The sequence below is a fragment of the Selenomonas bovis DSM 23594 genome (genome assembly GCF_000381005.1).
In the GTDB taxonomy this organism is placed as follows: Bacteria; Bacillota; Negativicutes; order Selenomonadales; family Selenomonadaceae; genus Selenomonas_C; species Selenomonas_C bovis.
Map to the genome: position 1 here is coordinate 1 of NZ_KB908390.1, position 19,519 is coordinate 19,519.

Sequence of the window (19,519 nt, forward strand, 5' to 3'; positions counted from 1 at the left end):
GGATGCTTCATGTACCGCTGCTTCCAGGTATAAAGCGAATTTACATTTATATCCAGCTCACGAGCTACTTGACTGGCAGGAATGCCACTCATTACACGCTTGACTGCTTCTTCCTTAAATTCATTGCTATAGGTCTTTTGTTTCGTGGACACTATCTCATCACCTCATGGTCTTATTTTACCATTCGTTTATAGTGTCCATCAAACGGGGTATAGGCCATGGCGCACAGGGCTCGCGCAACTCAAACAGAGCTGGATCTTGGAATCATTCAAGAGGTAGAGATGGAGACAGACTACAAGAGGAAGGCTGCATCGTACTTCGAAGAGATGAGCACAGAAGAAAAAAACGATTTCTTCGTCAAAAAGAAATCGTTCATCTTCAATGTATTTGGTCATAACAAGGATTTTAAGCTGGATAAGTATCTGCATCGTAAGGACAATGGGAAGCCTGATTGGCGCTACAATGAAGTGCGAGCTGCCCGCGATGTTATTGCCAGCATGCTAAAAAATGGAGATCTGAAAATATAAGAGACTACCCAATTGTGATCGGTAGTCTCTTTTTTGGGTACGACAAATACGGACTGGAAAAAACTTGAATGAGATATAAATGTTTGGCGAAATATTTTTGCGTGATGGCCCTCTCTGCCCATCGGCAATACCGATGCTATCAAGCCCCTTTAAAATACTAAATTATCAAAAATTCGTTTTGCCGCCTCCGCAATCATAGCGTCGTCAGATTTTGCATTTTTTTCCGTGCGGCGCGACATTATCGCCATGACAATGGGTTTGCGATTGGGCGGATAAATCACGGCAATATCATTCCGCGCCCCATAATCGCCTGAACCGCTCTTGTCGATAACTTTCCAACCTTGCGGAGTTTCTGCCTTGATAAGCGTGTCGGTTATGGAATTGTCGCTCATCCAATCAATCAGCAGTTTTTTCTTGTCGTCGCTCAAAATATCGCCGAATATATAGACTTGCAAATTTTTTACCATCTGTCTCGGTGTGCTAGTATCACGATTATCTTTTGGATTGAAAAGATTAAGTTCAGGTTCATTTCGCGCAGGTTTGGTAGTTTTGTCGCCAATATTTTTAAGTGCCACCTTGAAATTTTCCACGCCGCCGATCTCCTGCAAAATTAAATTTGCCGCCGTGTTGTCACTCCACCTGAGCGATGCCGAACAAATTTCCGCCAGCGTCATGCCATCAGCAACATGGTCTTTGGTGATTGGCGCGTAGGACAAAATATCTTCCGCCGAAAACTTACGAATTTCATTCAAATCGGAGGTATTTTTTTGTCTTAGCAATTCTGCGGCCGTAAAAACTTTGAGTGTCGAGCAGTAGGAAAAACGCGTATCAGGTTTGTAGCAAATTTTTTTTCCATTCTCCATGTCAACGGCGTAAACACCAATCACGGCGTTATATTTATTTTCCAGATCAGCAAGATTTAATTTCTGCCGCGCTTGACAATCCTGAAGGCAGAAAACCATCAAGCCACAGATTATCAAAAACAAAAAACAAAATTTCTTCATAATAACCTCCTACTATCTGTTGAACGACCCGCCAAATTCAGCGGGTCGTATTGGCTATAATATACATAAGCATCTCAAACTTCCCACATCACCAACACTGTTCATATGAGAACAGCAAAAGGATTTCGGGGAAATAAAAAGGCGTAAAGCCTATCCTTGTCGAAAATAGATATAGCAATAAACCATCCGAAAAGGAGCTTTACGCTATGTCTATTCTATCATAAAATCATCCAGTTGAAAACCAGGTTGCCAATTCTATCTCTCGCTTTCTTTCAGATTTTCAGGTCATCCGCTTATTCCGTGCCTGTGGCTGCGTCAAGACGAAAGGCATTTCCGTCGAGTTCCTTTTCGCCTACATCCTCGGCAATGCCTTCCGCTCTTCCAGCTTCTACATGCAGCAACGCATGCAGGAACTGCGGGGATGCTTTTCCAAGAACACGTATTACCGTTTTCTTTCCAATCCTCATGTGAACTGGCTGCATTTCACGACACGACTGGCTGTGAGGATTATCGAGCAGTTCCTGAAGCCACTGACTTCCGAGAATCGGAGGGAGTGCTTCGTCATCGATGATTCTCTTTACGAGCGTGCCGGTTACAAGCGCACAGAGCTTGCGGCTCGTGTATTCGACCATGTATCCATGCGATACAAGAAGGGATTCCGCCTCTTGACGCTTGGCTGGACAGATGGCGCTTCCTTCCTCCCTGTGAATTCCGTGCTGCTCTCCTCGACGAAGGACGAGAACATTCTCGGCAAGAGATGTTCCTTTGACCATCGGACGCTCTCACATAAACGCCAAGAGATGGCATGTGAGAAGGCAACGACTGTCATGATCCACTTGCTGAAGGAGGCGCTTGACGCAGGGGCTTCCGCGCGCTACGTCCTCTTTGACAGCTGGTTTTCCAGCCCGCGGCAGTTGCTCGATGTCCTTGCGCTCAAGCTTCATACCATCGCCATGATCAAGCGAAGTTCCAAGCGTCACTATGAGTTTGAGAGGAAACGTATGACCGTCAAGCAGATTTTTGCCGCTTGTAAGAAGCGGCGCGGGCGTTCCAGGTACCTCCTGTCTGTCCCTGTGAAAATTTCAGCGAAGGACGCGGAGGGCCGTGAGGAAACAGCTGAGGCGAGAATTGTCTGCGTGCGTAATCGTCAGAATCGGAAGGATTGGATTGCCATCATCAGCACGGATATGAGCCTCAGTGAGGAGGAAATCATCCGCCTTTACGGGAGACGCTGGGACATCGAGGTGTTCTTCAAGACATGCAAGAGCTATCTGCATCTGCGCAGCTATCACGGGCTGTCCTATGATGCGCTTACCGCACATGTGGCGTTTGTCTTTACGCGTTACATGATGCTATCTGTGACAAAGCGGAAGGATGAGGATGAGCGCGCCATCGGCGAACTGTTCTATCTGATGGTGAAGGAAATAGCCGACGTAACGTTCCAGCAGTCCATGATGATTTTGCAGGAGGTGATGCTGGCTAGTATCAAGACGGTGTTCCATGCGACCGATAAACAGCTGCAAGTAATTGCACAGGATTTCGTCAACAGACTACCGGAATATATGCGTAGTGCACTACAAAAGTCTGCGGCTTGATAATGCTTGTTGCTGAGAGCCGTATGGTTATGGGAAAAGCTCATGTTTTTCATGTGGGAAGTTTGAGTCATATGATATGGTCCTTGTCTTTCTTTACACAGCCTTGGTTTCCATCTTCGTCATTTATCCCCGCAGATGCCGCATAAACGTCCGATAGTAAATCCCAAGCAATACGGCTGCGAGAATCCAGGAGAGGGGGTAGCAGAGGAGGAGATTCGCGAAGGTGCGGTAGGAGGGGAAGACGAGGAAGACCCAGGCGAGGCGGGAGCCGCAGATGGCGAAGAAGGCGATGACGGCGGGGCCGATGCTGTTGCTGTAGCCGCGCAGGGCGGCGGAGAGGGTGTCGCCGATGGCGCAGAGAAAGCTGAAGGCGACGACGTACTCGATGCGCGTCTCCGCGAGACGGATGACCTCGGGATCGCTGGTGAAATAGGAAAAGATCGCGTGCATGGTGAGCAGCGCGAAGATGCCGTTGAGGAGCGCGATGATGACGGCGAAGGCGAGGCAGAGCGCGGCGACGGCGAGGCCGGTGAAAAGGGCGAGCAGGATGGCGGCGTGGACGGTGCGGGAGGCGTCGCGCAGCCTGCCTGCGCCGAGCGCCTGCGCGATGAGGACGTTCGCACCGAGCGAGAGACCGAGGAAGAGGTAGATGATGAGACCGACGAGCGGCGTGTTGTTGCCGACGGCGGCCATGGCGGCCGCGCTGTCATAGCGGCCGAGGATCAGCGTGTCGGCGGCGTTGAAGAGCTGCTCGAAGATGCCGGTGAGCACGAGCGGGATGGCGAAGACGATGATTTTATTCCATAGAGTGCCGTGCAGCATATCGATTTCTCTGGCGGACATGAGATTCCTCCCTGAATTGGATATTGGTTCTGCCGGGACGGCAGGGATATACACTGTGCAGTGCGCGCTGTGACGCATCTCCCATCATGTCGTGGAGACGGATGTGATTTGTGGGGGCGTATCACGGCACGACGCGCGCGAAGAAGGGCTGCGCCGTGAGGTCGATCTCGAAGGTGCGCGGCCACGGGAAGCCGGCGCTCGCGCGCAGGTCGTAGATGGCGAGCATCTCATCCGTGCCTGGTACGGGGAATGGGGCGCGAAGGGAGCGCGTCTGCTTGTAGACAGCGACTTGCGCGGCGAGTCGCCGCTGCAGCATGGCGGTTGCCCAGCGGTGGTTGTGCTCGAGGTCGAGATCGGCGGTGTTCGTGTAGCCAGCCTTTTTGAGCGCGCGGTTGATGGGGTCGATGTCTTCCTTGAGGTAGAAGTAGTCCTCGAGGATGCGTCCTTGGAGGAACGTCTCATTCGCCATCGCGCCCGCTTCTCTCTGTTCTTTGCTTGTGTCCGGCCGCTGTGCGGCGAGGGCGAGGGAGGCCTCCGCGAGCGCCGTGCCGACGGCGTTGCTCGTCGTGTTCCAGCCCGCGTAGGCGGTGAGGCGCGTGAGCGGGAAGTCTCGCGCGAGGAGCAGCGGCAGCAGCGGCTCGCGCGCATCGAAATGCTTGCTGAGGTCGACGAGCGCCGTCGGTTTTTCGCGCTCGACGAGCCCGCTGAGCGCTGTGCAGGCCGCGGCGCGGGCATCGAGGGAGCCCTTTTCCGCGTCGCTCGCGATCAGGTAGAGGACGAGGTCGGCGTCCTCGGGGGTATCGACGCGGCGGCCGCCGATGAGGCGGATCTTCTCGTCCGCGGTCGCGTCCACGGAGACGGCCATGTAGGGCATGACGCGCGCAGCGGCCGCTGGCTCCGCGTAGGCGACGAAGACGCGTGGGGAGAAACCCTGCTGCTCGTTCACGCAGGCGGCGAGGAGCGTCTGTGCGATTTCGTCGGCGCCGTGCGTGAGCGTGACGCGCGCGCGCGCACCGCTCGCCTCGATGGCCTGCTGCAGGCGGTATTTCTCGATGTTCGGGATGCCGTAGGGCTCGCCGTCGTCCTGGCCGAGCACGAGGCGGGCGAGGGTGCCGTCCTCGGTGAGGGCGATGAGCTTTTCGTTGAGGCGGGCGTTCTCGTCGAAATGGCCCTCGTAGGCGGCGAGGCTTGCATCGGAGATCTTCGCGCGCAGGCGGTCGCGCTCGGCCGTATCGATGGCGAGGCCCGCGGCTTCTCTGCCGACGAGGCGGGAGTAGGCGATGAGCACGCGCCGTTCCTCGTAGCCGTCGATGGTGTCCTGCGGCGTGAGGCGCGGCAGGATGCTGAAGGCATAGATGCGGGCCGTCGGCTGCGCAGCGTGGAGCGCGCGCAGATAGGCGACGAGCGCGTCCTGCGCCGTCTCCGTCGCCGTGTGCTCGCGCGCGGCGAGCAGGCCGCCGTAGAGGAGCTGGTCGATGGAAAGGAGCACGGTGTCGCCGGGCGCGATGGTCTCCTGGAGCCAGGCGCGAAGCCCCGCTGTGTCGCCGGGCGCGGAGTAGTAGTCCATGAGCGCGCCGGGCGGCGTCACGACGTCGCGCCCCGCGATGCGGCCGAGCGCGGCGACGTGGGCGCGGCAGGGCGGGCGGCTGTCGAGCGGCACGAGGAGCACGCGTCCCTGCGGCGCGCGCTCAGAGGCGACGGGCGTGAGGGTGGGCTGCGGGTGGATGGCGAGGTGCCAGAGGCCGAGCGCGAGGGCGAGCAGCAGGGCGAGCAGCAGCAGGCCGCGCTTTCGTTTGGACAAGGGGATCAGTTCCTTTCTAGTGTGTTCGCGCCGCTGAACGGCGAGGATGTTGTTACATATCTCATAGTATATCATGGTTCACGAACGCAGGAAAATATGATAGAATAAGTAGTGTTTGAAATCTTTACGGAGCGCGTATGATATGCGCTGCTCCGCAAGGGCCCGCCGCATATCGGCGGGCCCGGGAAGGTGGGAATCTCCCCATGAGAATCATCACGGGGCGGGCCCGCGGGACGCGCCTCAAGACGCCGCGGGGAATGGCGGTCACGCGGCCGACCTCGGACCGGGTGAAGGAGTCGCTTTTCAGCATCCTCGGTTCGCTCGTCGCGGGGCGGCGGGTGCTCGATGTCTTTGCGGGTACGGGCAGCCTCGGCCTCGAGGCGCTTTCGCGCGGGGCGGCGGCGGCGGTGCTCGTCGACGCGGTGACGGCGCCGCTTTTGCGGGAGAACGTCCGCCGCTGCCATTTCGAGCAGGCGGCGGAGGTGCTCTCGCTCGACGCGTTCGCAGCGCTCGCGAGACTCGAGCGGGCGGGGCGCACGTTCGACCTCGTGTTCTGCGATCCGCCTTATCACAAGGGGCTTTTCGAGCGGGCGCTGGCTTTCTTTGACGGTGGCCATCTGCTCGCGGAAAACGGCATCCTCGTCGTGGAACACGGCGGGGATGAGGACGCGCTGCCGGAGCTTGCCGCGCTCGTCCGCGTGGACGGGCGGCGCTACGGCAAGACGACGCAGCTGTCCTTTTTCCAGCGGCGGAGTTTCGTGGAGGTGGATGCAGGTGAGTGAGAGAATCGCGGTTTGTTCCGGCAGTTTCGACCCGGTCACGATCGGCCATGTCGATATCTTCGAGCGGGCGAGCCGCATGTTTGACGAGCTGGTCGTCTGTGTGTTCCACAACATCAGGAAGCAGTCGTATTTCACCATCGACGAGCGCCGTGCGTTCCTCGAGCAGGCGACGGCGCACCTCCCTAATGTGCGCGTGGATGCCTTTTCCGGGCTGCTCACGGACTATATGCGCTCCATCGGCGCGCATATCATCGTGCGGGGCGTGCGCTCGGTCAAAGACCTCGAGTATGAGGAGAACGAGGCGCATATGCTGCATCACCTCGATGCGTCGGTAGAGACGGTGTTCCTGCTGACGAACCCGGCGTATTCCTTCGTGAGCTCCTCGGGCATCCGGGAGCTCGCCGCGTTCCGCGGCGATGTGCATGGCCTCGTGCCGGCGTGTGTGGAGAGAGCTGTCAGGGCCAGGTGGTCGGCAGAGAGTAGATAAGGAAGCGCTGATGCAAAGGCAGCGTGCCGAATGAATCCGTGGTTCCGTAAATATAAAAGAGGTAGAAAAGATGTCATCCAAAAAACTAGCCAAGAAGAATGCCGCAGCGCGCGTGAGTCCCTCGGGGCGCGACGCGACCTCTCGCGTGGAGGAGACGCTCAACAAGGTGGAGGATCTCGTGGTCAATTCCTCGCATCTGCCGCTCACGGGCAAGAGTATGATCGATGAAAACGACCTCATCCATCTCGTGGAAGAGCTCCGTCAGGATCTGCCGCTCGAGCTCAATCACGCGCGGGAGATCATGGAGAAGGAAACGGAGATCATCGAGCAGGCGCATCGTGAAGCGGACGAGATCATCCAGAAGGCGAAGGACTACGCGGCGGGGCTCGTTGCCAAGGAGACTGTGGTGACAGAAGCTCAGGCGAAGGCGCGGGAGATCGAGGCGCAGTCCGAGGAAAAGGCGCGCGTGCTCGTCGAGCAGGCGCAGCAGCAGCGCGCGGAGGTGCTCGCGCGCACGCGCGAGGAGTCGAAGCAGCTGCGCGACGCGGCGGATACGTATGTGAACCAGGTATTCGACCAGCTCATCGGCCACGTCGCGGATACGGCGAAGTTCGCGCAGCAGTCTGTGAACTATCTGCAGCAGTCGGTGTCGAGCATCGACCAGGCGCGCGGCACGCTGCAGCAGGCCAAGGAGCAGATGAACCGCGGCGCGGCCGAGGCGGCTGCTGCGGCGGAGGACGCGTTGCCAGAGGAGGCGGCGCCTGCCGAGGAGCATGTGGCCGCGGGAAAGGCAGAGGCCTGAGATGACGGAGCGCGACATCCGCCGCCTGCTCACCGCCTACCGCGCGGGGGAGCGCTCGGAGGAGGAGACCGTCGCGGCGCTCGCCAAGGCATCCTATGAAAATCTTGGTTTCGCGCGCGTGGATCACAGCAGGGAGCTCCGGCAGGGGTTCCCTGAGGTGGTCTATGCGGCGGGCAAGACGAAGGAGCAGCTGCTCGCCATCCTGCAGTCGCTCGCGGCTGCGAGCGATGGCAGCATCCTCGCGACGCGCGCGAGCGGCGAGCAGTACGCGTTCGTCCATCCTGCGCTCCCGGAGGCGCGCTATGACGAGGCGGCGCGCGCGATCTATCTGCGTCGCGAACCACCTCTGATAGCGCCGCCGCAGGATGAGTCACATGAGATCCTCATCATCACGGCGGGGACGAGTGATATCCCCGTGGCGGCGGAGGCGCGGCTCACGGCGGAGCTCTATGGCAACCGCGTGCGCACGCTCTACGACTGCGGTGTTGCCGGTATCCATCGCCTGCTCGCGCAGGAGGAGATCATCCGCCGCGCGCGCGTCATCATCGCCATCGCGGGCATGGAGGGCGCGCTTGCGAGCGTTGTCGGCGGCATGGCGCAGGCGCCCGTCATCGCCGTGCCGACGAGCGTCGGCTACGGCGCGTCGTTTTCCGGCGTCACGGCGCTGCTCTCGATGCTCTCGAGTTGCGCGGCGGGCGTCTCTGTCGTCAATATCGACAACGGTTTCGGCGCGGGCGTGCTCGCGAGCAAGATCAATGCGCTCTCGTGAGCGTCGGCTCGTGCGGTCAGGGGGAACTATGAAAGCGATTTATCTCGATGCGTTTTCCGGTATCAGCGGCAACATGTTGCTCGGCGCATTTCTTCAGGCGGGAGTGCCGGAGGGCTATCTGCAGCAGGAACTCGCGAAGCTGCCGCTCGCGGGGGAGTTCGAGCTCTCCTGCACGCCTGTCACGAAGCAGGGCATCCGTGCCGCTTACGTCGACGTGAGGCTGATGTCTGAGACAGCGCATGGAGAGGCGCAGGAAGCGCAGGCCCATGCACATGTTCATCGCACGCTGGCGGATATCGAGGCGCTGCTCTCCGAAGCGCCGCTCTCCGAAGCCGTGAAGGAAAAAGCACGCGCTGTTTTCCGCCTGCTCGCTGAGGCGGAGGGGAAGGTTCATGGCAAGCCTGCGGCAGAGGTGGCGTTCCACGAGGTCGGCGCGGTGGACTCCATCGTCGATATCGTCGGCACGGCCATCTGCCTCGACTATCTCGGCATCGAGCAGGTGCTCGCGTCGCGGCTCAATGTCGGCAGCGGTTATGTGCGCTGCGCGCATGGCATCATGCCCGTACCGGCGCCTGCGGTCGCTGAACTCCTGATGGGGTGGCCGACGTACGCGTTTGGTGCGGAGGAAGAGCTCACGACGCCGACGGGCGCGGCAGTCGTGCGGGCGTTTGCGCAGCATGCGGCGGCGCTTCCGGAGGACTTTGCCGTCCGTGCGATCGGCTATGGCGCGGGCAGCCACGATCTGCCGCTTCCCAATGTGCTGCGTCTCTATGTCGGCGAGCGTGAGGGCGCAGCCGCGGAGGAGACGCCGCTGCTGCTCTCGACGAACATCGACGATATGAGTCCCGAGGTCTACGGCTACCTCTTCGACCGGCTGTTCGCGGCAGGGGCGCTCGACGTCTGGGTGACGCCTATATATATGAAGAAAAATCGTCCGGCGCAGCAGCTCACCGTGCTCGTGCGCCCCGCGCAGCGCTCGGCCTGCACGGAGATCATCTTCCGCGAGACGACGAGCATCGGCCTGCGCGTGACGCCCCTTGCGGAGCGCATCGCCTGTGACCGCCGCACGGCGAGCGTCGAGACGCGTTACGGGACGGTGCGCGTGAAGGTCGCGTCCTGGCAGGGAAAGGTCGCGACGACCTCGCCGGAGTATGAGGACTGCCGCCGCCTGGCGGAGGCGCAGGACGTGCCGCTCAAGGAAGTCTATGACGAGGCGAGGCGCGCGCTCGCGTTTCGGCTCGGCGGTGCGTGAAGGACCGCCGCATCGCGGCGCGCGACGAAATCGCTTCTGGCTTGACAAACGATATGGTCATCGCTATAATGGATGGAGTTGATGCTAATGCATATTCATATTGCTGAATTGAATGCCGGACTCGGGAAGGAACTTCCGTTTTCGTTTACAACCGCTGCGGCAGACATTGATGCCACAGCGGCTGATTACGCTTTCGAAGGACCCATCGAGGTCGAGGGGCATGTGACGAACACAGGCACGGGCTACCGTGTCGAGGGCGTCATTCGCGCGCGGAAGCGCTTCATCTGTGACCGCTGCCTCGAGGAATGCCTGGAGGCGCAGGAACATGCCTTTTCGGAGATGTTCCGGCAGGGGACACCTGCCGAGGGCGACGACGCGAATTTCTTTGACGGAGACGAGATTGAGCTTCAGGAGCTTGTCCGTGACACGCTTCTGGCGGCCCAGCCGCTCAGCAATATCTGCAAGCCCGATTGCAAAGGGCTCTGCCCCGTATGCGGTGCGAACCTCAACCACGGAGACTGTGGCTGCGACAGGTTCGTGCCCGACCCGAGGCTGGCAGCATTGCAGCAATTCCAAGCGAAAGAATAGAACGCATATAAGGAGGTGTATCCGAGATGGCAGTACCTAAGCGTAAAATGTCGAAGGCTCGCCGCGATCAGCGTCGCGCGAACTGGAAACTGACGGCGCCCGGCTTTGTTTCGTGCCCGCAGTGCCATGAGCCGATGATGCCGCATCACGTTTGCCCGGAGTGCGGTTACTATGACGGCAAAGAGGTTGTGAAGGCAGCGGAGTAAGCGCCTTGACCGATAGAGAGCAGGACTTCATGTCCTGCTTATTTTTTTTGCCCTGGCGAGGCCGCGTGCGAGGAGGGCTTGCAATTTCCTTGCAAAGCCGTTATAATATTCCTCGTTATGACAGGTAGTAAAAGCAGGTACTAAGGAAGTAATGATACATGTAGCGTTTCCGGTTCGTTTTGTCGGAAAGAGGTGAGATGATGGCGCGCGTGAAGAAGAAGGAACGGCAAGAGCTCCTGATGCAGACGGTGAAGGAGAAGCCGTTCCTCACGGATGAGGAACTCGCAAAGGCGCTCGAAGTGAGCGTCCAGACCATAAGGCTCGACCGTCTCGAGCTCGGGATCCCTGAGCTGCGCGGCCGTATCCGCCGCATGGCGGAGACGGCGCAGAACAAGGTGAAGTCCATCGCGAGCGGTGAGGTCGTCGGCGAGCTCATAGACCTCGAGCTCGGCCGTTCGGGCATCTCGCTCCTGCGCGTGACGGAGGACATGGTGTTCGCCCGCTCGCAGATTGCGAAGGGTTACTATATGTTCTCGCAGGCCAATTCCCTCGCGCTCGCGCTCATCGACTCGCCGCTTGCCGTCACGGGCGTGGCGAATGTGAAATACAAGGTGCCGGTGCATGTGGGGGAAAAGCTCATCGCGAAGGCGGAGATCGTCCGCGTGCGCGGCAATAAATATTTTGTCTGGGTAAAGACGAGGAATGATACGCAGGAGGTCTTCCGCGCGAAATTCATCTTGGTTTCGCTGGGGGAGAGCTAAGGAGGAATGCTCCGTGAAGATTGCCGTAGATGCTATGGGCGGCGACTACGCGCCGCTCGAGATTGTCTTTGGCGCCGTGCGTGCCGCGAAGAAATACGACTGTGAGATCGTGCTCGTCGGCGATGAGCCGGCGATCCGCAAGGTGCTCGAGCGCGAGCCGGACTGGGAGAAGCTCGGCATCTCCATCGTGCACGCAAGCCAGGTCATCGGCATGGATGAGCATCCCGCCGACGCCGTGCGCACGAAGAAGGACGCGTCGGTCGTCGTCGCGACGCGTCTCGTGAAGGACGGGAAATGCGATGCCGTGCTCTCCGCCGGTTCGACAGGCGCGGCGGTGACGGCGGCGCAGCTCATCCTGCGGCGCATCAAGGGCATCGGGCGGCCGACAATCGCGACGCCGATGCCGACGCCGAAAGGCGTGACGCTCCTCCTGGATTCGGGCGCGAATGTGGACTCGAAGCCCGTGCACCTCGTGCAGAGCGGCCTCATGGGCTCCCTCTACGCGCAGTATGTATTCGGCGTCAAGGAGCCGCGCGTCGGCCTCCTCAACATCGGCGAGGAGGAGACAAAGGGCAACGAGCAGGCGAAGGCGACGTACCAGCTGCTGAAGAACATGCACACGATCCGCTTCATGGGCAACGCGGAGGGACGCGACGTCCCGAAGGGGAACTTTGATGTCGTAATTTGTGATGGATTTGTGGGCAATGTTGTGCTAAAATTTGCAGAGGGCTTGGCGAAGACCATCCTGAAGCTCATCAAGGAGGCTGTGAAGAACGGCGGCTTGCTCGCGAAGCTCGGTGCGCTCCTCCTGATGCCGACGCTCAAGAAGCTCGGCAAGCGGCTCGATGTGACGGAGTACGGCGGGGCGCCGCTCCTCGGCGTCAACGGCTGCGTCATCATCAGCCATGGTTCTTCCAATGCCAAGTCGATCTGCAGCGCGATCGGTGTAGCCGTTGATTATGTCAAGGGCGATGTGCTCGCGCATATCCGCGATTCGCTGGCAAAGGAGGAGATACTGACGAATGACGGAGAGAAGAATTAACGCGGGTATCCTCGGCACGGGGCATTACCTGCCGCCGCGCATCCTCACGAACGAGGAGCTCGCGCAGCGCGTCGATACGAGCGATGAATGGATCACATCACGCACGGGCATCCATGCGCGCCGCATCGCGGCAGCGGATGTGCCGGTCACGGCGCTCGCGGAGCCTGCCGCGCGCATGGCGCTCGCGGATGCCGGGATCGAGGCGGCTGCAATCGATCTCATCATCTTCGCGACGCTCACGCCGGACCGCGTGATCCCCGCGGCGGCCTGCGAGCTGCAGCGGCGCCTCGGTGCCGTACATGCCGCTGCGTTTGATCTTTCGGCCGCATGCTCGGGCTTTGTCTACGCAGCGGCTGTCGCGTGCCAGTTCATCGAGGCTGGCATCTATCGCCATGTCCTCGTGGTCGGCGCGGAGGAGCTCTCGAAGGTCGTGGACTGGCAGGATCGAGGGACCTGCATCCTCTTCGGCGATGGCGCGGGCGCGGCGGTCTTCGGCCCCGTGCCCGCGGGGCTTGGCGCGCTTGCGTTCGATCTCGGCGCTGACGGCAGCCAGGGCGAGGCGCTCACGATTCCCGCGAGCGGTAGCCTGCATCCCGTCACGGAGGAGCGCCTGCGCGCGCGGGAGAACTTCATCCGCATGGACGGCAAGGCGGTCTTCCGGTTCGCGGTCACAGTCATGGGAAAGACCGTGGAAACTTCCCTCGCCCGGGCGGGGCTCACGAAGGATGCCCTCGATTGGCTCGTCCCTCACCAGGCGAACATCCGCATCATCGAGGCGGCGGCGAAAAGGCTCGGCCTGCCGCTCGCGCAAGTCATCATCAATATCGAGAACTACGGCAATATGTCAGCGGCGTCCATACCTGTGGCCCTGTCGGAGGCGGCGCACGCACATCGCTTCCGCAGGGGCGACCGCATCGCACTCGCCGGCTTCGGCGCTGGGCTCACATGGGCATCCTGCATCCTGCGCTGGGCGAAGGAGGACTAATTTTTGATGTTTGAAAACAATGTTATCTGCAAGTTGCTACAGATCGAATACCCGATTTTCCAGGGCGGCATGGCCTGGATCGGCACGGCGGAGCTCGCCTCGGCTGTCTCGAACGCCGGCGGCCTCGGCATCATCGGTGCCGGCCACATGCCGCCGGAGCTCCTGCGCGCGGAGATCCAGAAATGCAAGGGCTGGACGAAGAAGCCGTTCGGCGTCAATGTCATGCTCATGAGCCCCTATGTCAAAGAGGTCATGCAGGTCGTGCTCGAGGAGAAGGTGCCGGTCGTCACGACGGGCGCCGGCAATCCCGGCGAGTACGTGCCGGAGCTCAAGGCCATCGGCTCGAAGGTCATCCCCGTCGTCGCCTCCGTCGCGCTCGCGAAGCGCCTCGTGCGCTCTGGCGCGGACGCCGTCATCGCTGAGGGCACGGAGTCTGGCGGACATATCGGCGAGATCACGACGATGGCGCTCGTGCCGCAGGTCGTCGACGCCGTCGATGTGCCGGTCATCGCGGCGGGCGGCATTGCGGACGCGCGCGGCGTCGCGGCGGCGTTCGCGCTCGGCGCGAAGGCCGTGCAGATGGGCTCGCGCTTCGTCATGAGTGAGGAGTGCATCGCGCATCCGAATTACAAGAACCTCATCCTCAAGGCGAAGGACCGTTCGACCGTCGTCACGGGCCGCACGCTCGGCCATCCGGCGCGCGTGCTCCACAACAAGCTCACGCGCAAGTACCAGGAGCTGGAGGCCGCGGGCGCGCCCGCCGAGGAGCTCGAGAAGCTCGGCGTCGGCTCGCTGCACCGCGCGACGCACGAAGGCGATGTCGAGAACGGCTCCGTGATGATCGGCGAGATCTCCGGCATGCTCAACGATATCAAGCCGGTCAAGACCATCATTGAAGATATCGTGGCGGGACTTCCCGCGACGATCGACGCGATCCGTGAGGATTTGCGCTGATAGATAGAACCGCGACATAGAACCTGAAGTGACTGGAAAGAGAGGTCAGCAACTGTGAACAAGTTAGCTTTCGTATTCCCGGGCCAGGGCGCACAGACCGTCGGCATGGGAAAGGATTTTTGTGAGAAGTACGACGTGGCGAAGAGGCTCTTCCGCGAGGCGGACGAGGCGCTCGGCTACTCCATCCAGAAGATGTGCTTCGAGGGGCCGGCGGAGGACCTCAAGCTTACGGCCAATACCCAGCCCGCCATCCTCACGATGAGCGTCATCGCCTATGAGATCCTCAAGGAGCATGGCATCGAGCCGGACATCACGGGCGGCCATAGTCTCGGTGAGTACTCCGCGCTCGTCGCGGCGGGCGTCATGGATTTTCAGGATGCTGTCCTGCTCGTGCACAAGCGCGGCACGTACATGCAGGAGGCCGTGCCGGTCGGCAAGGGCGGCATGGCGGCCATCATCGGCCTCGGCGACGATGTCATCGAGGATGCCTGCGCGAAGGCATCCGCCGCGGCTGGCGCCGTGCAGGCCGTCAATTTCAACTGCCCGGGCCAGACGGTCATCGCGGGTACGACGGAGGGTGTCGCAGCCGCTGTCGAGACGCTCAAGGCAGCCGGTGCGAAAAAGGCCGTCATCCTCCCGGTCTCCGCGCCATTCCACTCGACGCTCATGCAGCCGGCAGCCGTGAAGCTTGCGGCGGAGCTCGACAAGGTCGAGATCCGCGACGCAAAGATCCCCGTTGTCTCGAACTACACGGGCGAGCTCGAGACGAAGGCAGACGAGATCAAGGCGAACCTCGTCGCGCAGGCGGATCATCCCGTCAAATGGATTGCCTGCGTCAAGGCGATGCAGGCGTTCGGCGCGGACACGTTCGTCGAGGCAGGGCCGGGCAAGACGCTCTGCGGCTTCAACAAGCGCATCGACCGCAGCCTCAAGAGCATGAACGTCGAAAACATCGAGACGCTCGAAAAAACCCTTGACTATTTGAGGGAGGTTCGCTAATATGCTTTTAGATGGAAAGACCGCGCTTGTCACGGGCGCGTCCCGCGGCATCGGCCGCGCCATCGCGCTGCGGCTCGCAGCCGAGGGCGCGCATGTCGCCATCAACTACGCGGGCAACACCGCGAAGGCAGAGGAGACGAAGGCGGCCATCGAGGCGGCCGGCGGCAAGGCCGCGCTCTTCCAGGCGGATGTCTCCGACAGCGCGCAGGTCGAGCAGATGGTCGCAGCCGTCACGGAGGAGTTCGGCACGATCGACATCCTCGTGAACAACGCGGGCATCACGCGCGACGGCCTGCTCATGCGCATGAAGGAAGAGGACTTCGACGCCGTGCTCGACACGAACCTCAAAGGTATCTTCCATGTGACGAAGGCCGTCTCGAAGCTCATGATGAAGAAGCGTGCTGGCCGCATCGTCAATATGGCGAGCGTCGTCGGCATCATGGGCAACGCGGGCCAGACGAACTACGCGGCGGCCAAGGCCGGCGTCATCGGCTTCACGAAGTCGGCGGCGCGCGAGTTCGCCGCGCGCGGCATCACGGTCAACGCCGTCGCACCGGGCTTCATCGCGACGGATATGACGGCCGCGATGCCGGAGAAGGCGAAGGAAGCGACGCTCGCCGCCATCCCGCTCCGCCGCATGGGCGAGCCGGAGGACGTGGCGAACGCCGTCGCGTTCCTCGTCTCTGACCAAGCTTCCTATATTACAGGCCAGGTCGTCAAGGTAGACGGCGGCATGGTTATGTGATATAACTATATAGTACACCAAGATAAGGAGGTGAAAGACATGGCAGATGCAGACAAGACTTTCGAGAAAGTACGCGATATCGTCGTCGAGCAGCTGGGCGTTGAGGCCGATGAGGTTTCGATCGATTCCACGTTCATCGATGACCTTGGTGCAGATTCCCTGGATATTGTTGAGCTGATCATGGCTTTTGAAGAGGAATTCAATATTGAGATTCCGGACGAGGCTGCTGAGAAGATCAAGACGGTGCAGGACGTTGTCACCTATATCGACCAGAACAGCAAATAAAGTTTGTTCGTCTTACCTTTTCTGAAATCCCGTGAAGTGAAGATTCTTCGCGGGATTTTCTAAAGGTAGGATTGATTGGAGGAGTAACCTTGAAGCTTCCAGAGCTGAAGATTGGCACGAAGATTGCAAAAGTCCCCATCGTACAGGGAGGCATGGCCATCCGGCTTTCCACAGCGCGGCTGGCTGCAGCAGTTGCCAACGAAGGCGGGATCGGGCTCATCGCCGCATCCGGCATGTCCCATGAGGAACTTCGCTATGAAATCCGGCTCGCAAGGTCGCTGACCTCCGGGATCATCGGCATCAACATCATGGTTGCCGCCCGCGATTTTGCCGGGGTCGTCAAGACCGCCATCAAGGAAGGGATTGACCTCATCGTCGCCGGTGCAGGATTTTCTCGTGATATGTTCGGCTACGGCAAGGAATCGGGTACGCCGATCGTCCCGATCGTCTCGTCCGTGAAATTAGCAAAGATATCGGAGCGTCTTGGTGCGACGGCCATCGTCGTAGAGGGGAAGGAAGCCGGCGGGCATCTCGGTACGAGCACGTCTGTGCGCGAGCTCATCCCGGGCATCCGCGCTGCCGTGAAGATTCCGGTCATCGCGGCCGGCGGCGTCCTCTCCGGTCAGGACATCGTTGATTTCATAAAGATGGGCGCCAACGGCGTCCAGATGGGTTCCCGCTTCGCAGCGAGTGCCGAGTCGAATGCGGCTCCCGCACTCAAGGAGTATTATCTCAAGTCGAAGCCAGAGGATATTGTTGTCATTCACAGTCCGGTCGGTCTGCCCGGCCGCGCTGTCCGCACGCCGTTTTCGGCGCGCGTCATGGAGGGTCCGGTTCCTCCGAAAGTTTGCGACGCCTGCCTCAAGGCGTGCAAGCATAATTTCTGCATCATCCGCGCGCTCACGCGCGCGCAGCAGGGCGATGTGGAGACGGGGCTTGTGTTCACAGGAGAATACATGCCGCGCATCAAGAAGATCCTTTCCGTTCATGAGATCTTTTCCCAACTGAAACGGGAAGCAGCCGCCGCCCAGTGAGGGAGCGCCGCGCAGGCGGCCAAGGAGGCGGCGCGCAGTATCCGCTCGCGGGTGCTGCACATGTAGTATGAGAGGAGAATCGATTTGAATAAACGCGTAGTCATTACAGGCATGGGTGCCATCACGCCGATCGGTACGGGCAAGGAAGCGTTCTGGAACGCCATGATGGAGGGAAAGAACGGCATCGGACGCATCACGCGCTTCGATCCTGAGGGATTCCACGCGCAGATCGCCGGTGAGGTCAAGGACTTTGACCCGACGGATTACCTCGACAAGAAGGAGTCGAAGCGCATGGACCGCTACACGCAGTTCGCTGTCGCGACGGCTGGCATGGCCATCAAGGACGCGGGTCTCGACCTCGAGAAAGAGAACCTCGAGCGCATCGGCACGTATGTCGGCACGGGTATCGGCGGCATCGAGACGATGCATTCTCAGTATGAGAAATATTTCGCGAAGGGGCCCTCTCGCATCAGCCCGTTCTTCGTGCCGATGATGATTGCGAATATGGCGGCAGGTCAGGTATCAATCGAGTACAAGCTGCATGGCCCGTCCTCCTGCGTGGTGACGGCGTGCGCGACGGGCACGAACTGCATCGGCGACGCGTTCCGTGTCATCCAGCACGGCGGCGCGGACGTCATGCTCGCGGGCGGTACGGAGGCTGCAATCAGCCAGGCGGCAGTCGCAGGCTTCGGCGCGATGAAAGCGCTCTGCATGGATCACAACGACGATCCGGAGCATGCCTCCCGCCCGTTCGACAAGGGACGCAGCGGCTTCGTCATGGGCGAGGGCTGCGGCATCGTCGTGCTCGAGAGCCTCGAGCACGCCAAGGCACGCGGCGCGCACATCTACGCTGAGGTTGCAGGCTACGGCGCAAACTCTGACGCCTACCATATCACGAGCCCGGCGCCGCACGGGGAGTTCCAGGCGAAGTGCATGCAGCTCGCGCTCGACGACGCCGGCATGCAGGCCAGTGAGGTCGACTACGTCAACGCGCACGGCACGTCGACGCACCTCAACGATCAGGGCGAGACCGAGGCCATCAAGCAGGTCTGGGGCGCGGCGGCCAAGGACGTCTCCGTCTCCTCCATCAAGTCGATGACGGGCCATCTGCTCGGCGCGGCCGGCGGTGTCGAGTGCATCGCGACGGCGCTCGCGGTCGAGAAGGACATGCTGCCGCCGACAATCAACTACGAGACGCCGGACGAGGGCCTCGACCTCGACTATGTGCCGAACAAGGCAAAGGCGAAGAAGGTCCGCGCGGCGATGTCGAACTCGTTCGGCTTCGGCGGTCACAACGCCTGCCTTCTGCTCAAGAAATACGCGGAGTGAATCAAATGAACGGATGCAGTGCAGCAAGAAAAGGCGAGCTTCTCGCGCTCGCTCAGCGGCTCGGCGTGACATTCCATGACATCGGGCTCCTGCATACGGCGCTCGTTCATACCTCATATGCCAATGAAGCGCAGGGGCGCGTCGCACACAACGAGCGCCTCGAATTCTTGGGAGATGCTGTGCTGGAGCTTGCCTCCAGCACATATCTTTATACGCACTTCCCGCGCCTTCCTGAGGGAGAGCTCACCAAGACGCGCGCGAGCATCGTCTGCTCGGCTGCGCTCGCGAAGATCGCGGCGCGGCTCGGGCTCGGCGAATACCTGCTTCTGGGGCATGGTGAGGAAATGAGCGGCGGACGCGCGCGCACGACGAACCTCGAGGACGCTTTCGAGGCTGTGCTCGGCGCCATCTATCTCGACCAGGGCTGGGAGACGGCGCGCGACTACGCGCTGCGCCAGCTCGCGCCGGAGTTCGACCAGGTGCGGCATGGCGAGAATCTGCAGGATTACAAGACGCTCCTCCAGGAGCTCGTGCAGAAGACGCCGGGCAGCACCATCGCCTACGAGCTCCTCGAGGCGACGGGGCCGGATCACGCGAAGCACTATCGCTACGCCGTCGTCATCAACGGCAAGACCTGCGGCGAGGGCGAGGGCTCGAGCAAGAAGGAAGCGGAGCAGCAGGCAGCGCGAATGGCGCTTGCCAGGCAGAAAAAGTGACAGGAGACGATAC

General features: G+C 60.5%; 23 protein-coding genes. 19 read left to right on the forward strand and 4 right to left on the reverse strand.

Translation table 11 applies throughout. The annotated features are described in order from the left end of the window. Nucleotides 1-152 (reverse strand): transposase (locus F599_RS16260; protein ID WP_169337814.1); only part of this gene is annotated, 152 nt, incomplete at its 3' end. A 129-nt stretch (nt 153-281) separates the two neighbouring features. Between F599_RS16260 and F599_RS0106930 the strand changes: the two genes are divergently transcribed. Then, nucleotides 282-527 carry a hypothetical protein gene (locus F599_RS0106930; RefSeq protein WP_211209072.1) on the forward strand — a complete coding sequence of 82 codons (246 nt, stop codon included), beginning with the start codon at nt 282-284 and terminating at the stop codon, nt 525-527. Between the two features lie 149 nt (nt 528-676). On the opposite strand, the gene blaACI is transcribed toward F599_RS0106930, so the two are convergent. Further along, the gene (gene blaACI / locus F599_RS0106935) at nt 677-1,531 is read right to left on the reverse strand and encodes an ACI family class A beta-lactamase (protein ID WP_019542800.1); all 855 of its coding nucleotides are present in this window, start codon (nt 1,529-1,531) and stop codon (nt 677-679) included. Nucleotides 1,532-1,788: 257 nt separating this feature from the next. Here blaACI and F599_RS0106945 point away from each other — a divergent pair, with 257 nt between their 5' ends. Then, the gene (locus F599_RS0106945; RefSeq protein WP_156021955.1) at nt 1,789-3,126 is read left to right on the forward strand and encodes an IS4 family transposase; all 1,338 of its coding nucleotides are present in this window, start codon (nt 1,789-1,791) and stop codon (nt 3,124-3,126) included. 123 nt (nt 3,127-3,249) lie between these two features. On the opposite strand, the gene F599_RS13790 is transcribed toward F599_RS0106945, so the two are convergent. Both F599_RS13790 and F599_RS0106955 read right to left on the reverse strand, forming a co-directional pair. Then, nucleotides 3,250-3,969 (reverse strand): MATE family efflux transporter, encoded by a 720-nt coding sequence (locus tag F599_RS13790; protein ID WP_019542803.1) that lies wholly within the window; start codon nt 3,967-3,969, stop codon nt 3,250-3,252. A 121-nt stretch (nt 3,970-4,090) separates the two neighbouring features. Next, entirely contained in the window at nt 4,091-5,770 is a 1,680-nt protein-coding gene (locus tag F599_RS0106955; protein ID WP_019542804.1) for a DUF4127 family protein, read from the reverse strand. Between the two features lie 203 nt (nt 5,771-5,973). Between F599_RS0106955 and rsmD the strand changes: the two genes are divergently transcribed. From rsmD to rnc, 17 genes are all read left to right on the forward strand, one after another. Next, nucleotides 5,974-6,552, forward strand: a complete 579-nt coding sequence (gene rsmD / locus F599_RS0106960) for a 16S rRNA (guanine(966)-N(2))-methyltransferase RsmD (protein WP_019542805.1) — start codon at nt 5,974-5,976, stop codon at nt 6,550-6,552. Further along, nucleotides 6,539-7,039 (forward strand): pantetheine-phosphate adenylyltransferase, encoded by a 501-nt coding sequence (gene coaD / locus F599_RS0106965; RefSeq protein ID WP_019542806.1) that lies wholly within the window; start codon nt 6,539-6,541, stop codon nt 7,037-7,039. The genes rsmD and coaD overlap by 14 nt, the downstream gene beginning before the upstream one ends. A gap of 70 nt (nt 7,040-7,109) precedes the next feature. After that, nucleotides 7,110-7,841 carry a hypothetical protein gene (locus tag F599_RS13795; RefSeq protein WP_019542807.1) on the forward strand — a complete coding sequence of 244 codons (732 nt, stop codon included), beginning with the start codon at nt 7,110-7,112 and terminating at the stop codon, nt 7,839-7,841. Between the two features lies 1 nt (nt 7,842). Further along, on the forward strand, nt 7,843-8,610 hold the full coding sequence (gene larB, locus F599_RS0106975) for a nickel pincer cofactor biosynthesis protein LarB (RefSeq protein ID WP_020700530.1): 768 nt from the start codon (nt 7,843-7,845) through the stop codon (nt 8,608-8,610). Nucleotides 8,611-8,638: 28 nt separating this feature from the next. Next, nucleotides 8,639-9,862 carry a nickel pincer cofactor biosynthesis protein LarC gene (larC, locus tag F599_RS0106980; protein ID WP_019542809.1) on the forward strand — a complete coding sequence of 408 codons (1,224 nt, stop codon included), beginning with the start codon at nt 8,639-8,641 and terminating at the stop codon, nt 9,860-9,862. A gap of 87 nt (nt 9,863-9,949) precedes the next feature. After that, nucleotides 9,950-10,450, forward strand: a complete 501-nt coding sequence (locus F599_RS0106985; protein WP_019542810.1) for a YceD family protein — start codon at nt 9,950-9,952, stop codon at nt 10,448-10,450. A 26-nt stretch (nt 10,451-10,476) separates the two neighbouring features. Continuing rightward, the gene (gene rpmF / locus F599_RS0106990) at nt 10,477-10,656 is read left to right on the forward strand and encodes a 50S ribosomal protein L32 (RefSeq protein WP_026327874.1); all 180 of its coding nucleotides are present in this window, start codon (nt 10,477-10,479) and stop codon (nt 10,654-10,656) included. Between the two features lie 200 nt (nt 10,657-10,856). After that, on the forward strand, nt 10,857-11,417 hold the full coding sequence (gene fapR, locus F599_RS0106995; RefSeq protein ID WP_019542812.1) for a transcription factor FapR: 561 nt from the start codon (nt 10,857-10,859) through the stop codon (nt 11,415-11,417). Nucleotides 11,418-11,430: 13 nt separating this feature from the next. Then, complete coding sequence (plsX, locus tag F599_RS0107000; protein WP_026327875.1) at nt 11,431-12,459, forward strand: phosphate acyltransferase PlsX; 1,029 nt, start codon at nt 11,431-11,433, stop codon at nt 12,457-12,459. After that, nucleotides 12,440-13,444 carry a beta-ketoacyl-ACP synthase III gene (locus tag F599_RS0107005; protein ID WP_019542814.1) on the forward strand — a complete coding sequence of 335 codons (1,005 nt, stop codon included), beginning with the start codon at nt 12,440-12,442 and terminating at the stop codon, nt 13,442-13,444. The genes plsX and F599_RS0107005 overlap by 20 nt, the downstream gene beginning before the upstream one ends. A 6-nt stretch (nt 13,445-13,450) precedes the next feature. Continuing rightward, a complete protein-coding gene (gene fabK / locus F599_RS0107010) occupies nt 13,451-14,398 on the forward strand; it encodes an enoyl-[acyl-carrier-protein] reductase FabK (RefSeq protein ID WP_019542815.1) in 948 nt (315 codons plus the stop codon). 54 nt (nt 14,399-14,452) lie between these two features. Then, nucleotides 14,453-15,397: an ACP S-malonyltransferase gene (gene fabD / locus F599_RS0107015; protein ID WP_019542816.1), complete on the forward strand. Its 945-nt coding sequence runs from the start codon at nt 14,453-14,455 to the stop codon at nt 15,395-15,397. A 1-nt stretch (nt 15,398) separates the two neighbouring features. Further along, entirely contained in the window at nt 15,399-16,142 is a 744-nt protein-coding gene (fabG, locus tag F599_RS0107020; RefSeq protein ID WP_019542817.1) for a 3-oxoacyl-[acyl-carrier-protein] reductase, read from the forward strand. Between the two features lie 39 nt (nt 16,143-16,181). Further along, on the forward strand, nt 16,182-16,427 hold the full coding sequence (locus F599_RS0107025; RefSeq protein ID WP_019542818.1) for an acyl carrier protein: 246 nt from the start codon (nt 16,182-16,184) through the stop codon (nt 16,425-16,427). An 89-nt stretch (nt 16,428-16,516) separates the two neighbouring features. Continuing rightward, nucleotides 16,517-17,461, forward strand: coding sequence for an NAD(P)H-dependent flavin oxidoreductase (locus F599_RS0107030; protein WP_019542819.1), 945 nt, complete (start codon nt 16,517-16,519; stop codon nt 17,459-17,461). An 84-nt stretch (nt 17,462-17,545) separates the two neighbouring features. Then, nucleotides 17,546-18,790, forward strand: a complete 1,245-nt coding sequence (gene fabF, locus F599_RS0107035; RefSeq protein WP_026327876.1) for a beta-ketoacyl-ACP synthase II — start codon at nt 17,546-17,548, stop codon at nt 18,788-18,790. Between the two features lie 5 nt (nt 18,791-18,795). Then, nucleotides 18,796-19,506: a ribonuclease III gene (gene rnc, locus F599_RS0107040; protein WP_019542821.1), complete on the forward strand. Its 711-nt coding sequence runs from the start codon at nt 18,796-18,798 to the stop codon at nt 19,504-19,506. Nucleotides 19,507-19,519: the final 13 nt, after the last annotated feature.

What these genes read in the sequence shown, in the direction of transcription:
- blaACI (WP_019542800.1), bottom strand. Translation starts at nt 1,531, where the DNA reads ATGAAGAAATTTTGTTTTTTGTTTTTGATAATCTGTGGCTTGATGGTT.
- rsmD (WP_019542805.1), top strand. Translation starts at nt 5,974, where the DNA reads ATGAGAATCATCACGGGGCGGGCCCGCGGGACGCGCCTCAAGACGCCG.
- larC (WP_019542809.1), top strand. Translation starts at nt 8,639, where the DNA reads ATGAAAGCGATTTATCTCGATGCGTTTTCCGGTATCAGCGGCAACATG.
- F599_RS0106985 (WP_019542810.1), top strand. Translation starts at nt 9,950, where the DNA reads ATGCATATTCATATTGCTGAATTGAATGCCGGACTCGGGAAGGAACTT.
- coaD (WP_019542806.1), top strand. Translation starts at nt 6,539, where the DNA reads ATGCAGGTGAGTGAGAGAATCGCGGTTTGTTCCGGCAGTTTCGACCCG.
- fabG (WP_019542817.1), top strand. Translation starts at nt 15,399, where the DNA reads ATGCTTTTAGATGGAAAGACCGCGCTTGTCACGGGCGCGTCCCGCGGC.
- F599_RS13795 (WP_019542807.1), top strand. Translation starts at nt 7,110, where the DNA reads ATGTCATCCAAAAAACTAGCCAAGAAGAATGCCGCAGCGCGCGTGAGT.
- rnc (WP_019542821.1), top strand. Translation starts at nt 18,796, where the DNA reads ATGAACGGATGCAGTGCAGCAAGAAAAGGCGAGCTTCTCGCGCTCGCT.
- F599_RS13790 (WP_019542803.1), bottom strand. Translation starts at nt 3,969, where the DNA reads ATGTCCGCCAGAGAAATCGATATGCTGCACGGCACTCTATGGAATAAA.
- larB (WP_020700530.1), top strand. Translation starts at nt 7,843, where the DNA reads ATGACGGAGCGCGACATCCGCCGCCTGCTCACCGCCTACCGCGCGGGG.
- F599_RS0107005 (WP_019542814.1), top strand. Translation starts at nt 12,440, where the DNA reads ATGACGGAGAGAAGAATTAACGCGGGTATCCTCGGCACGGGGCATTAC.
- rpmF (WP_026327874.1), top strand. Translation starts at nt 10,477, where the DNA reads ATGGCAGTACCTAAGCGTAAAATGTCGAAGGCTCGCCGCGATCAGCGT.
- F599_RS0106930 (WP_211209072.1), top strand. Translation starts at nt 282, where the DNA reads ATGGAGACAGACTACAAGAGGAAGGCTGCATCGTACTTCGAAGAGATG.
- fabK (WP_019542815.1), top strand. Translation starts at nt 13,451, where the DNA reads ATGTTTGAAAACAATGTTATCTGCAAGTTGCTACAGATCGAATACCCG.
- F599_RS0107025 (WP_019542818.1), top strand. Translation starts at nt 16,182, where the DNA reads ATGGCAGATGCAGACAAGACTTTCGAGAAAGTACGCGATATCGTCGTC.
- fapR (WP_019542812.1), top strand. Translation starts at nt 10,857, where the DNA reads ATGGCGCGCGTGAAGAAGAAGGAACGGCAAGAGCTCCTGATGCAGACG.